This is a genomic window from Enterobacter sp. RHBSTW-00975 (genome assembly GCF_013615235.1).
In the GTDB taxonomy this organism is placed as follows: Bacteria; Pseudomonadota; Gammaproteobacteria; order Enterobacterales; family Enterobacteriaceae; genus Enterobacter; species Enterobacter ludwigii.
In genome coordinates this window covers 2,563,300-2,576,287 of sequence record NZ_CP055883.1, presented here as the reverse complement: position 1 = coordinate 2,576,287, position 12,988 = coordinate 2,563,300, and the positions used below count along the sequence as shown (strand labels likewise).

General features: G+C 53.3%; 15 protein-coding genes. 7 read left to right on the top strand and 8 right to left on the bottom strand.

Annotated elements, in window-relative coordinates; translation table 11 throughout:
- Window positions 1–97: 97 nt before the first annotated feature.
- The 3 genes from yedF to HV340_RS12355 all read right to left on the bottom strand — a co-directional run bounded on the left by yedF (window position 98) and on the right by HV340_RS12355 (window position 2,265).
- The gene (gene yedF / locus HV340_RS12365; protein ID WP_014170428.1) at window positions 98–331 is read right to left on the bottom strand and encodes a sulfurtransferase-like selenium metabolism protein YedF; all 234 of its coding nucleotides are present in this window, start codon (window positions 329–331) and stop codon (window positions 98–100) included.
- Window positions 328–1,539 carry a selenium metabolism membrane protein YedE/FdhT gene (gene yedE / locus HV340_RS12360; protein WP_047744770.1) on the bottom strand — a complete coding sequence of 404 codons (1,212 nt, stop codon included), beginning with the start codon at window positions 1,537–1,539 and terminating at the stop codon, window positions 328–330. The genes yedF and yedE overlap by 4 nt, the downstream gene beginning before the upstream one ends.
- A gap of 177 nt (window positions 1,540–1,716) precedes the next feature.
- The gene (locus tag HV340_RS12355; protein WP_059306668.1) at window positions 1,717–2,265 is read right to left on the bottom strand and encodes a TetR/AcrR family transcriptional regulator; all 549 of its coding nucleotides are present in this window, start codon (window positions 2,263–2,265) and stop codon (window positions 1,717–1,719) included.
- 240 nt (window positions 2,266–2,505) lie between these two features.
- Between HV340_RS12355 and HV340_RS12350 the strand changes: the two genes are divergently transcribed.
- The 4 genes from HV340_RS12350 (at window position 2,506) to HV340_RS12335 (ending at window position 5,633) form a co-directional block, all read left to right on the top strand.
- Window positions 2,506–3,285, top strand: a complete 780-nt coding sequence (locus HV340_RS12350; RefSeq protein ID WP_025203939.1) for an SDR family oxidoreductase — start codon at window positions 2,506–2,508, stop codon at window positions 3,283–3,285.
- Between the two features lie 98 nt (window positions 3,286–3,383).
- Window positions 3,384–4,202: an oxidoreductase gene (locus tag HV340_RS12345; protein ID WP_059306669.1), complete on the top strand. Its 819-nt coding sequence runs from the start codon at window positions 3,384–3,386 to the stop codon at window positions 4,200–4,202.
- 4 nt (window positions 4,203–4,206) lie between these two features.
- Window positions 4,207–4,617 (top strand): hypothetical protein, encoded by a 411-nt coding sequence (locus tag HV340_RS12340; RefSeq protein ID WP_059306670.1) that lies wholly within the window; start codon window positions 4,207–4,209, stop codon window positions 4,615–4,617.
- Window positions 4,614–5,633, top strand: coding sequence for an NADP-dependent oxidoreductase (locus HV340_RS12335; protein WP_059306671.1), 1,020 nt, complete (start codon window positions 4,614–4,616; stop codon window positions 5,631–5,633). Before HV340_RS12340 ends, HV340_RS12335 begins: the two co-directional genes overlap by 4 nt.
- An 87-nt stretch (window positions 5,634–5,720) precedes the next feature.
- Here HV340_RS12335 and attM read toward each other — a convergent pair whose 3' ends face one another.
- Window positions 5,721–6,512, bottom strand: coding sequence for an N-acyl homoserine lactonase AttM (attM, locus tag HV340_RS12330; protein ID WP_063924871.1), 792 nt, complete (start codon window positions 6,510–6,512; stop codon window positions 5,721–5,723).
- A 161-nt stretch (window positions 6,513–6,673) separates the two neighbouring features.
- On the opposite strand from attM, the gene HV340_RS12325 reads away from it, so the two are divergent.
- Complete coding sequence (locus HV340_RS12325; RefSeq protein ID WP_063924872.1) at window positions 6,674–7,573, top strand: LysR family transcriptional regulator; 900 nt, start codon at window positions 6,674–6,676, stop codon at window positions 7,571–7,573.
- A 161-nt stretch (window positions 7,574–7,734) separates the two neighbouring features.
- On the opposite strand, the gene HV340_RS12320 is transcribed toward HV340_RS12325, so the two are convergent.
- A complete protein-coding gene (locus tag HV340_RS12320) occupies window positions 7,735–8,637 on the bottom strand; it encodes a LysR family transcriptional regulator (RefSeq protein WP_063924873.1) in 903 nt (300 codons plus the stop codon).
- A gap of 98 nt (window positions 8,638–8,735) precedes the next feature.
- Here HV340_RS12320 and HV340_RS12315 point away from each other — a divergent pair, with 98 nt between their 5' ends.
- On the top strand, window positions 8,736–9,458 hold the full coding sequence (locus HV340_RS12315) for an SDR family oxidoreductase (protein WP_063924874.1): 723 nt from the start codon (window positions 8,736–8,738) through the stop codon (window positions 9,456–9,458).
- Window positions 9,459–9,598: 140 nt separating this feature from the next.
- Here the strand turns inward: HV340_RS12315 and HV340_RS12310 are convergent, their stop codons facing one another.
- The 3 genes from HV340_RS12310 to HV340_RS12300 form a co-directional block, all read right to left on the bottom strand.
- The gene (locus HV340_RS12310) at window positions 9,599–10,345 is read right to left on the bottom strand and encodes an SDR family oxidoreductase (RefSeq protein WP_020882399.1); all 747 of its coding nucleotides are present in this window, start codon (window positions 10,343–10,345) and stop codon (window positions 9,599–9,601) included.
- A 102-nt stretch (window positions 10,346–10,447) separates the two neighbouring features.
- Window positions 10,448–11,329, bottom strand: a complete 882-nt coding sequence (locus HV340_RS12305; RefSeq protein ID WP_063924875.1) for an AraC family transcriptional regulator — start codon at window positions 11,327–11,329, stop codon at window positions 10,448–10,450.
- Between the two features lie 18 nt (window positions 11,330–11,347).
- On the bottom strand, window positions 11,348–11,953 hold the full coding sequence (locus tag HV340_RS12300; RefSeq protein ID WP_059306677.1) for an NAD(P)-binding domain-containing protein: 606 nt from the start codon (window positions 11,951–11,953) through the stop codon (window positions 11,348–11,350).
- Between the two features lie 147 nt (window positions 11,954–12,100).
- Here HV340_RS12300 and HV340_RS12295 point away from each other — a divergent pair, with 147 nt between their 5' ends.
- On the top strand, window positions 12,101–12,979 hold the full coding sequence (locus HV340_RS12295) for a LysR family transcriptional regulator (protein WP_311776065.1): 879 nt from the start codon (window positions 12,101–12,103) through the stop codon (window positions 12,977–12,979).
- Window positions 12,980–12,988 lie beyond the last annotated feature (9 nt).

Sequence of the window (12,988 nt, the reverse complement as noted above, 5' to 3'; positions counted from 1 at the left end):
GGGGGAGAGCAGGGGACTGTATTTACCGCCAAAGTGGGACGTAAGGCGGATTTTTGGGGCAGGAGACGCCCCCGGTTAAGGAGCGTCTGTGGCGGGATTATTTCTGTATCAAATAACGAATGGTTGGCCCATCCTGTTGAATGTCCAGCACGGTGTAACCGTGGTTTTTAGCATCCAGAGGAATGTTGTTGATAGACTGCGGGCAGTCGCTCACCACCTCCAGAATTTCCCCTTTCCTGAGCTGAGGCAGGGCTTCCAGCGTAGCGACAGCGGGATAAGGGCAGGGTTCGCCCACCATATCCAGACGATAGTCAGGCACGATCTCTTTCATGCGGCATTCTCCTGCGTTTCATTTTTGACAGCGGCACGGCGGAAGAACCGTTTCTCCTGCGCAATCACCAGTAAAAAAGCGACCAGCAGTAGGGCGTACGTTACTAACAGGCCACCGAGCGGGCCGAACGTGCTGAGCAGGTTGACCTTATCCCAGTTTGTCGCGAGGACAGGAGAAAGGGAATCCCAGTAGTACGCAAGGAGAGTTGACCCGAGCACGTTCCCCAGGCCAACCCACCAGTAATGCACCTGACCTTCAACGGCGCGGTACATCCAACCGGTTTCACAACCGCCAGCCAGCACAATCCCGAAGCCAAACAGCAGGCCGCCAATCACCGCATTCGGGCCGGCCCACATGATTTTCGGTTCAACACCTAACTGAACATAGCTGAAGATGCCGATAGCACTCACCGCCATCCCGGCAATAATCGCTTTTGCCATCATTGTCCGCCCGGTGATCCACATATCGCGAAACGCTGAAGTAAAGCAGATCTGCGCGCGTTCAATAAGCAAACCAAAGCCCACGCCAAACAGCATTGCCAGACCCAGTTTAGGTTGATTGAGCGCTGTACACAGTCCCCATGCCACCATGGCGAAAAAGACCAGCATCCCCAGGCGGAAACGACGGTGTGCCTGAGCCGGTTTTTGCGTCAGCGGCGATGCGGCGCTGACCTTAACCATCCTGACGGGAATACGGAACAGCGGCAAAAGGGTAAATTTTGCGCCAAAGTAAGAACCGATGGCGGTAGCGACGGCAAAGAACCAGGCATGTAGCGAAAACTGTGGGATACCGGTAAAGAAGGCGGCAAGGTTACAGCCCATCGCCAGGCGCGCACCGAAACCGGCAATCATGCCGCCGATGACCGCCTGTACGATGCGGATCCGACTTTTTGGCATTCTCAGCTTAACGTTGTTTGCCCACAGCGCGGCGGCAAAACAGCCGCCGAACATGCCGATGATCATCATCCCGTCGATGCGGGTCAGCGGAGTGCCTTCCAGATGAATGAGCTTAAAGTAACCCCACTCTTCAGCATGCACACCGGCAAGCTGCAGCAGCTGTCCACCCCAGCGGGTAAACTCGCCGGTTACAGCCCAGAACGTACCGGTAATGCCGAAGTAGTAAGTAGACAGGATCCCCGCTGCGATAACGGCGGGTACAGGTGACCAGAACTTAACCAGGTAAGTCTGTTTGAAGTATTGCCATGACATGAGTAAGCCTCTGAACTCAGAAGGTATATTTGGATTTAACGGGCTGGAATATATAACTTTTTTTCTTGCTCCAAAACCTCTCCAAAACTTTTCTCAAAAATACCTACCTTTTTTATGACCTCCGTCATCAAATCTTCCTGATATCTCCTGGCAATCACTCACCCGGCTGCAAAATATTCACTCTTTTCGCGGCCCCTCACGCAGAATACGCGAGCGGCAGACATCCAGAATTTCGTCAGCGAGCGCAGAATTATCCGGGCAGGCACGGGACAACACCAGAGCCCCGACAAGATGTGCAAAGGTGTCTATCAGGTCAGCACGTGAGACATTTTCGTCACTTAACATTGCCAGCTGACGTTCAACCCCAGCCGCAAATGTCTCTTTGATGGACTCGGACTGACGGGCGGTGTCGGTGCCCAGGGCAGACATCACACAACCCCTGGCCATATCATCGCGATGCTGTCGGGAGAGGTAATATTCAATGAATTTTTCTCGATCCACACCCGCCAGGTTTTCCGCGGCGTGTACAAAACCACAGTTCATGGCTTCTGACATCAGATCGGCCTTTGAACCAAAGTGCTTATAAAACCCGCCGTGGGTTAAACCCGCCGCAGACATCAGCTCCGCCACGCCCACGCCGTCATAGCCGCGCTCACGAAAAAGTTCTGATGCCGTTTCAACAATGCGCATCCGGTTTTCCCGAACCTGCTCTTTTGACACTTTCATGCTTTCCCGCCCCCTTACAAAACAAGGCTTAATTATACATTGATGATGATCATAATCAAACCAGTTGACTTTATAGATTATGATCATCATCATTAAATCCATGTCCCCGACGGCGCTTCGCAGAGGTATGCGCGCTCCGTCAGTCTGACTGAGATCAGCAAAGAGAGCCGGACATATCCCCGGATTTACCTGCATCGAACAGTGCAGATTCTGTTCAACATTGAATAAAGAAGATCACATATGACGAAAACTTCAGTTCTCATTACAGGCGCATCGACGGGTATTGGTGCTGTTTATGCGCAAAGGTTTGCGAGCCGTGGACATGACCTGGTTCTGGTTGCCCGCGATAAAACAAAATTAGACGCACTCGCCGAGCGTCTGCGACAGGAGAAGGGCGTTTCTGTAGATGTTCTGCCAGCCGATCTCACTCAGGCAGCGGATTTAGCGACGGTGGAAGCTCGTCTTCGTGAAGACGAAAAAATAGGGGTGCTGATTAACAACGCGGGCATGGCACAGTCGGGCAATTTTACCGGCCAGACGCCTGAGGCAATTGAGCGTCTTATCGCCCTGAACGTCACTGCGCTGACGAGGCTTGCCAGTGCCGCGGCGCCTCGGTTTGTCAAAACCGGAGAAGGCGCAATCGTCAATATCAGTTCCGTCGTTGGGCTCGCCCCGGAATTTGCCATGACGGTTTACGGTGCAACCAAAGCCTTTGTGCTTTTCCTGTCGCAGGGATTGCATCTTGAGCTGTCCTCCGCGGGCGTTTACGTCCAGGCGGTACTTCCGGCCGGCACTTACACCGAAATCTGGGAACGTGCAGGTATTGATATCAGTAAGGCGCCCGAGATGATGGAAGTGGGTCAGTTAGTTGACGCAGCCCTGGCCGGCTTTGATCGTCGCGAACTCGTCACCATCCCTCCTTTACAAAATGCTGCCCACTGGGATGACCTGGAGACGGCGCGTCAGGCTCTGCTGGCGGATATCAATCAGGCTAAAGCGGCAGAACGGTACACAGTGTAGCCACGGGGATTCGGCATAACCCTATGCCGCGTTGTTTCCCTGCAGCGTGTTGTTGCGCTGCAGGGTGAGCAGGACTCCATCAAGAGAGCGTAGTGAGAATGACAAAAAAACGTGTAGCACTGGTGACCGGAGCTTCTTCGGGGATCGGTGAGGCGTCGGCTAAAAAACTGCTGGCCGCGGGGTATACGGTCTATGGCACCAGCCGGCGCGGTGCGCAGGCAGGCACGCATCCCTTTGCGTTATTAACGCTTGATGTGACGGACGATGCGTCCGTGAGCGCCGCCATTGAGGCGTTACTGCACCTGGAAGGGCGGATAGATTTGCTGGTGAATAATGCGGGCTCTGGGGTTGCTCCTGCGGCCGCGGAAGAAAGTTCGATTGATCAGGCCAGGCGTATTTTCGACACCAACTTTCTTGGCCTGGTCAGAATGACGCGGGCAGTGATCCCGCACATGCGCCGTCAGGGCAGTGGCCGCATCATCAACATTGGTTCGATATTAGGGATTGTCCCGCTACCTTACGTGGCACTGTATGCAGCCAGTAAGCATGCGGTTGAAGGGTATACGGGCGCGCTGGACCATGAACTGCGCACACAGGGTATCAGGGTTTCCGTGATCGAGCCGGCCTATATAAAGACACAGTTCGACGCAAACAATGTAGAACCTGACGCGAAGCTAGAAGAATATGAACCGCTCCGGGCTAAGCTGAACAACGTCGTCAGCAAGGCAATGGACGAGGCGGAACGTCCGGAAGTGGTGGCTGATGTGGTGGTAAAGGCTGCCCAGTCTTTACGGCCTAAGGTGCGTTATACGGCGGGCACGCTGGCGGGGAAACTGAATTTCATTCGCCGCTTTGCGCCGGCTTCACTTCTGGACAAGGTAGTACGCAACAGTCTTCAGCTCGACGCGAAAGAATAAGAATATGAAATTTTCTCAACTGACTATTCTGACTGCCGGGTTGTTTTTCATCCTGGCGGCGATATGGATGTTCTGCCCGCAACTGCTGTTAACGCAGTGGGGAATCACGCCAACACCGGGAACAGATGTGCTCGGCCATCGCTCTGCCGCCCTGTACGCGGGCCTGGGGGTGATGTGTTTATTCGCCAGGCACGCAGAGCCCTCGCTGGCCCGCTATGCCCTGGCAGCAGGGATCGGTACGTTATGTTTGATTTTAGCCGTGTCCGGCGTTGTTGAGTGGTATGCAGGACACGTTAATGGGCAGATCGTTATTGCAGTATTTATCGAGCTATTCCTGGGTATCGCTTTTTTACTCAGCAACAGCGTTGGTAAGAAACACGCCACCGGCAAACCCGGCAGAGTAAAAGACAAATGAATAAGAAGACGATGAAAGCATTTACGTTCAAACGCTATGGTAAATCCCCTGAACTGGGATTCGACGACGTAGATTTTCCGTCCCCTGGTGATGATGAAATTCTGGTCAAAGTGTATGCAGTAGGTCTGAACCCGATCGATAACATGATCCCGACCGGCATGTTCAAACGTGTTCTGCATTTCAGTCTCCCCGCGACGTTGGGCAGTGACGTGTCCGGCGTTGTCGTTGCCACAGGACGCCGCGTGACGCGTTTCAACGCAGGCGACGAGGTGTTTGCCAGTATTTTTGACAGGGGAACGGGTTCGCTTGCTGAATTTGTGCGGGTGCCAGAAAACCTTGCAGCGTTAAAACCCGCCACCCTGGATTTCGTACAGGCAGCGTCGCTTCCGATGGTCAGTCTCACCTCCTGGCAAGCGCTGACGGAACGCGCGAAGCTGCGAGCGGGGCAGAAAGTATTTATCCCGGCCGGCTCCGGTGGAATTGGCAGTTTTGCTATCCAACTGGCAAAACACCTTGGCGCAACGGTAGGGACGACAACCAGCACCGCCAACATTGACTGGGTGAGCCGCCTTGGTGCAGATGAGGTGGTTGACTATAAAAAGCAGGAATTCGAGAAAGTGCTGAGCGGCTACGATATTGTCCTCGGTACTATCAGAGGTGACGCGATTGAGAAATCCACCCAAATCCTTAAACCGGGAGGGAAGATAGTTTCCCTGATCGGGCCGTTGGATACGGCTTTCGCCCGGGAAAGACACCTCAATGTTTTCCTGCGTTTCGTATTAGGGCTGATGAGCCGCAAAATCATGCAACTATCAAAAAAACGAGGATTAACCTATTCGTTTCTCTTTGTCCGCCCTGATGGCAGCCAGCTTAGCCAAATCGCTGAACTCATGGACGCTCAACGCATCAAGCCCGTTATCGACAACGTTTTCCCCTTTGCCGAAACTGGCGACGCCTTCGCGTATCTTGCTCGTGGGCATGCAAAGGGGAAAGTGGTGGTTAAAATTCATGAGTGATAGCGACGAAGGCTTGCCTCTGCGCTAAGCATAAATGACCAGGGTTATCGCCTTAGGGGAGAGGTATAGTCACTATCACCGTTCGTATCAGTTATAACCTTCCGTCTTCATCGCATAATGCGGCCAGATATCAGGATCGTGCCCGGGAATAATTTCCGCATTATGCTTCTGGGTAACCACTCTTAGTTTTGCCACCGATCGTGCCACCTGACTGGCCGATGTCATCAAGCCAGGCAGGGCTTTATCCTGAAAATGGTCAAGCGTATAGGCAGCATCTATCGCCAGGGTGAACGATTTTCCACTCGGCAGGGAGACGACAAAAGATTGATGACCCGGTGAGTGGCCTGGCGTGTAAATGATTTTCAGAACGCCATCGCCATACAGATCAAAACCGTCATCGGCATCTCCTGCCAGAAACTGCCATTTGAGACCTTCGCGATGAAAATCTTTCCGACAGTAGGCCCCGGCGGTAAACCAGTCCGGTGAAAAGGCATAGTCGTACTCAGCACGTTGCACAAGATGAGTGGCTTCAGGAAAGCGGCCAATCGCGCCGGTATGGTCAGAGTGGAGGTGGGAGAGTAAAACATAACGCACCGATTCTGGCCTTATTCCGAGCTTCGCCAGTTGTCTTCTACAGCCCTGGTTTGTATCCATGATGGGTTGATACTGGTCAACAGTCGGTCCCCAGTAGGCGCGGGGATCCTTCAGCCCTTCCACCGCAAGACCACCGTCAATAACAACATTCCCCTGCGGATGCGTCAGTAAAAACCAGGGGACAGGTATAATGTAGTCGGAGCCTTCACCCTGATTCATCCTGATATCGTGATATTTACAACGCTGATAGCCCGACTGGAACATATAAAGCCTGATATCTGACATGCTTCTTTTCCCGTAAAAAATGAAATGTTCTGTGCGCCATAGCTACACCAGCCGTGGACGCACAGATTTTCATTAATCGAAGGGCCTGCCAGTAGAGGGGCGGGACCACTTTCATTTATCGGTTTTACCAATATAATCGGTGAATGGATTTACTTACGGCAATGCGTATTTTCATTCGGGTGGTTGAGCGCGGAAGCATGTCTGCCGCTGCGCGCGATCTCGGCATCGGACAGCCGGCGGTCAGTGAAAGGATAGAGCGTCTGGAAGCTCATCTTAATACCCGCCTGCTGCGACGTCACACGCGCCGAATGTCTCTCACCAATAGCGGGACGCTGTTCTATGAACGGAGCAAAAGCGCCATTGCAGCGGCTGACCATGCGCTGGCAATCGCGGATAATGGTGAGGCAATTAGTGGAACCCTGCGCATTGCCGCACCCTATGGTGCCGGGGAAGAGTTACTTATGCCCGCCCTGCTTAAACTGCAATTGGCCTATCCGGGCATCAACATTGATCTGGTGCTCAGTGACAGAGTGACGGACCCGGTCACCGAAGGTGTGGATATCTCGCTACGTCTTGGTGAGGCGGGGGAAGGATATTATGTTGCCCGCCCGTTGGGGAAAATTGAGCGGTTGCTGGTGGCCTCTCCCGAGTATTTGCAGCGTTATGATATGCCCCGTACACCGGGCGAGCTCGCCCGACATGCGTTTGCTCGTGTTTCGGGCCTGTTTATGAATAACCATGTGAGGCTGATCGCGCCTGACAACGCGTTACTCACCGTCCCTGTGAGAATAACATTCACTTCCAGCCACTGGCGGCCGTTACGTACTGTGCTTCTGGCAGGAAAGGCAATCGGGGTATTGCAGTCTCCGGTTTGCCGACAGGAGATTGCCGACGGGCATCTCGTACCTGTGTTACCCGACTACCTTGTTCCTTCATTCCCTGCATATCTACTTTATCCTCCGGCTAATATCATCTCCGCTGAAACACGAGCATGTGTCGCTTTCCTTGAAAACGAACTTCGCACAAGCCTTACGCGCTCGGTAACAAAAGGGCAGCTATAGTTCTCAAACTCGAATATGAGGCTGTTTAATAAACGGTTGAACAAAATTTCGTGCCTGCCTGAGGTACACCCCGGTTAATGACTTGCCCAGTCGAGCATGCGTCATTCGCTGCTACGGCGCGGCAACTCTCCGGAAGCTAAATATTCTGCGCGGGTTTGAAACTACTGCAGTGACGTCTTCCCCCACTGCCTGACGTGTTCAATCAGAGCCCGCAGCTTGGGGGCCATATTTCGACGTTGCGGGAAGTACAGATAAAACCCAGGAAAAGGCGGAAGAAAATCATCCAGTAATGAAACAAGCTGTCCTTTTTCAATAAATGGCCTGAATGTTTCATAGGTTGCAAAGGTAATTCCTCCTCCCGCAAGCGCGAGCCTGAGCATGAGACGGAGATCGTTGGTGGTGATATGCGGTTCAACCGCCACGTCGAAAGGTATTCCCGCTTCCTCAAATTCCCAGCGATAGGGCGCGACGTCTGGCGATGGGCGCCAGCCGATACAGCGATGGCGGATAAGCTCTCGCGGATGGCGCGGTGCGCTGTGGGCCGCCAGATACGTTGGTGATGCCACCACCACTTCCCGTTGCTGTCCCGTCAGAGGGACAGCAATCATGTCTTTTTCGATCACGTCACCGAGCCTTACGCCGGCATCATAGCCCGCTGCCACGATATCAAATTCGTCATCCGACACGACGATATCGATGGTGACGGCAGGGTTAGCGGCTGCAAAGGACGCGAGCAGAGGGCCTGAAAGAAATTCTTCTGCAATTGAGGTGACAGCAATTTTCAGATGCCCTCGCGGCTCGTTGTCAGAGAGAACGTCTTCGCACGCCGCGTCAATCGTTGATAGCGGTACGGACAACGATTTTCGCAGCCGTTCTCCCGCTTCAGTCAGGTTTACCGAACGCGTGGTGCGCATGACAAGCAGGGTCCCGAACGTATCCTCCAGGCGTCTGATCCCCTGGCTGACCGCCGATCGCGTCACGCCAAGACGTTCGGCGGCAGCGCTGAAGCTATGTTCCTCTGCGACAGCCAGAAACAGAGGTAAAAGATTAAGGTCAATTTTCATTGTTTAGGTTTGCTAACCAGTGTGTACACCAGTGGCAGGATACACGAAACAATACCCTCGTTCTATTATCCCTCTGAACTCAACTGAAGGAGTAAATCATGGATAAAGTCATCTTGATCACCGGTGCATCCAGCGGTATCGGAGAGGGTATTGCACGAGAGCTTGGCAATGCAGGCGCGAAGTTATTACTTGGGGCACGCAGGAAAGATCGTATTGAAGCTATCGCTGCAGAAATCCGCAGTACAGGCGGGCATGCTGAAGCCTGCGAGCTGGATGTCACAAATCGCCAGTCGATATCTGATTTCGTGCAGGCGGCACTGACTACGTGGGGGCGTATTGACGTTCTGATCAACAACGCGGGAATAATGCCCCTTTCTCCGCTGGCAGCGGGTAAATATGATGAATGGGAACGTACCATTGATGTGAATATCAAGGGCGTACTATGGGGGATTGGCGCCGTGCTTCCCACCATGGAAGCGCAGGGCTCCGGTCAGATAATCAATATTGGCTCTATCGGCGCGCTCTCTGTGGTGCCGACAGCCGCCGTCTATTGCGCCACAAAGTTCGCCGTTCGGGCGATTTCAGATGGCTTGCGACAGGAAAGTGCCAGCATCCGTGTCACCTGCGTCAACCCCGGTGTGGTGGAAAGCGAACTTGCCTCGACCATTACTCATCCGGAAACGCAGGCGGCAATGGAGGTATACCGTTCCATTGCACTCCAGCCGGCTGATATTGCCCGCGCTGTTCGGCAAGTGATTGAAGCGCCTGAAAATGTTGATACAACAGAAATCACGATTCGACCTACCGCGTCTGCGAACTGAACTGGCTAACGCATATGCATCACGAAAGCTGCCTGTAAGGCAGCTTTTTTGTCGCGTCACAGAGTGCAGGGTGAAAATTGTATGTGTATTGAAAAGGTCATAACGCGGGCCAGACAACCGGTTTGGCCCGCATGACAAACTTACCACTGCTGCTCTGTGGGCATGATGAACAATTCTGCCACGTCGACATGATCCGGCGCGCGCAGCACATAAAGGATGGAATCAGCAATATCCTCTGACTTCAGGAACGTCATGTGTTCCTTCAGGTTTTCCATCTGTGCACGGTAGTTTTCGTCAGTAATGTGCTCGAATAATTCACTTTCAACCGCGCCTGGCTGAAGTGAGGTTACGCGAATATTGTATTGAGACGAAAGCTCCATGCGTAATACATCTGAAAATGCGGCTACCGCATGTTTCGTCGCGCAATATACCCCGAGTCCAGCGAACGTTTTTCTGCCCGCAATCGAGGACGTATTGATGATATGCCCTGACTTTTGCGCTTGCATCACCGGGAGTACCGCGGCAACCGTGTTCATTAAGCCCTTAATATTGACATCAACCATACGATGCCACTCCTCCAGTTTGAGACTGGCGATGTCTGAAATGGGCATGAGTCCGGCATTGTTGAAGGCGATATCAATGTGGCCATAGGCGTCGTGCAGTTTCTTCACGCCATCGAAGACTGACGCCTGGTCAGTCACATCCATTTCCAGCGCAATGGCTTCTCCGCCGAAGGCCTTGATTTCTGACACCAGCGCCTGGAGACGATCCCGGCGGCGGGCCGCGAGTCCCACTTTGACCCCCTCTCTGGCCAATTTAATGGCGGTGGCTGCGCCGATACCGCTTGATGCACCGGTCACGATGGCTGATTTACCGTTGAGTTCCATGATTAATCCGCTTATGCGTTTGTTTCAGCGCTTCAGCAAAGAACATCTGAAGTTCGGGTCAATCATGTCTGCAAAAGGCACTCTCTTCGCGCGGTGGTTTGCTCACACTGTCGGTGTTTTGCTACGCATATTTTCGTGGCGATACTGAGAGGGCGAAATACCGGTGTGCTTGCGGAATATGGCAGCAAAATGGCTGGGGCTGTTGTAGCCCACGGTCAGGGCGATGCTGATCATCGAATCCTCTGTCTCGGACAACAGGCGGCGCGCCTCTTCCATTCGCAAGCGGATAAAATAATGGGAAGGCGAAAGCCCGGTAGACTGTTTAAAGACCCGGCTGAAATGGAATTCACTAAGCTCGGCAAGGCCAGCCAGACGTGCTAAGTCAAAGGGGTGAGCCAGCTCTTCATGCATCGCCTTAAATACCCGGTGTAATTTATATGCCTGCAACCCGCCGTGGTGTCGCTTTGCCGATGTCCGGTAAGCACGGGAGAGGTGTACCGCAAGGGCTTGAGCGATACCCTGGATGTAATGTCCACTGGGTGGGTGCTGAAAATAAAGCTCTGCGCGCATAAGTTCCAGCAGGGCTGACAGTGTTTCATCGCGTTCGCCCGACACTTCCCGCAGCTCAATATCCTGCATCATGGACACACCAATATAGACGTGCATAACGATGAAAGGGCTGTCTGGCTCGGCTTGCCATCTCATCTCTGTCGGAGAGGTGTCGGTCGTGAGAAAAAAATCACCTGCGGTAACGTGGTTTTCTGACCACTCTCCGCCCAGAGGCCGTTCTTCAACGACGGCCCGCCCAGAGAGTATCCAGACAATAAAAGGCTCTGGCACGGCCGGGATAATAACGTTGTCCTGCCTCTGTCGACGCGCCAGAATTTGAATGAAGACATCCCGGGAAGATTGTGCCCGATGTTCCTTGAGCAATTCGCCCGGAATGTACGCTTCGAATGATTCAGCGGAAGTACGTTGAGCCATATTCGTCAATAACGTCTCTTAAGCCAGTTTCACAAGGTTTAGCGCGGGAAGGGGACCACCCGGGAATTGTTGCAGATATCCCCCAATCTCAAGACTCCCTAAGTCTATACTGGCGAAGCCCATTCGGGTGGCTAATTCCTCAACGTCCGCTTTTGCATCAGCGTGGTCGCCGGACATAAAGACCACGCGGCGCCCGCCAGATTGGGACGGGTCTTGCGCAAGAACGTTTGCCAGAAGCGTGTTGAAGGCTTTGACGACCCGGGCTCCCGCTGCCCACTCTGAAACGCGCTGGGATGAATTTTTACCCCCCAGATCTGCAAGGGTGTAGCCCGGCAAAAGTACCGGGTTAGTCGCGTCAATCAGAATACGACCCTCCCAGTTCACCCCACTTAATGCGGCCTCGGTTCTGTTCCAGTTGGTACTTATAAAAACGATTTCGGCTTCGGCAGCCTGTTGTACCGTTCCGGCGCGAGCTTTGTCGCCTAATGCCTCAATCACTTCAGCCAGGCTGTCCGGGCCACGACTGTTACTGAGGATGACATTCACGCCTGCGTTGACCAGTTGGTGGGCAAAGGCTTGTCCGATAGCGCCTGCACCAATAATGCCGACAGTATTTGTTTTCATAGTTTGTTTCCTTAAATGAACAGATGCGTTGATGTGTTTGGCGACGTTGCTTGAGAACATGAAAGGAGAATAGTGCTCACCGATCTATCTGTGTAGCCTATATAATTAGATGGTATACATCTAAAGGAGCGATACATGCTGGATGGTATGTCGATTGATCAACTGCGTACTTTCATTGCTGCGGTTGATGAAGGCAGTTTCTCGGCCGCGGGTCGTAAACTTCGCCGGGCGCAGTCCGTCGTTAGCGCTACGCTGGCAAATCTGGAATCTCAGGTAGGCTTTCCTTTATTTGAGCGAACGGGACGTTACCCAAAACTGACGGAGGCGGGGGCAGCCTTACTGGAGGCCGCACGCCATACGCTTGCCGGAATGGACGCGTTTAAGGCTAAGGCGCGTATCCTGGCAGAAGGCCTGGAACCCGAACTCGCCGTGTCTGTGGATGTGATGTTTCCGATAGAGGTACTGACCGCAGTCGTGAAGGAATTTCATCTGGCCTTTCCCGGCACACCGTTGCGTCTTTATGTTGAGGCGCTGGGCGCGGTACTTCAGCCATTGCTGGCCGGCAACTGTCGGGTCGCGATTATCGGCTCGCTACCGGATGTTCCGACCGGGTGTGCCTCTGAGTTCCTGCTCAGTGTTCCTGCCGTGGCTGTGGTCTCACCCGATCATCCTTTGGCTAAAATGGCTGGCCCAATTCTTCGGCCGGTTATGGAGAACGCTGTGCAGCTTGTATTGGCTGACCGCTCATCACTCACGGCGGGTCGCAACTTTGGTGTGATGTCGGCTAAGACGTGGCGTTTGGGTGACATGGGGGCAAAACATGCATTCTTGCGTGCGGGCCTCGGTTGGGGTTATATGCCTTTGCCTATGGTTGAGGACGATCTTGCTAATGGCAGACTGGTTATCCTGAACCTGGAGATGCAGCCCGATGTTGGCCCTGGTTTTTCCATGCATGCGGTACATATGACGCAATATCCTCCAGGGCCAGCCGGACGCTGGTTTATTAATAAGCTTAAAACGCAGTAAACCAGGTTA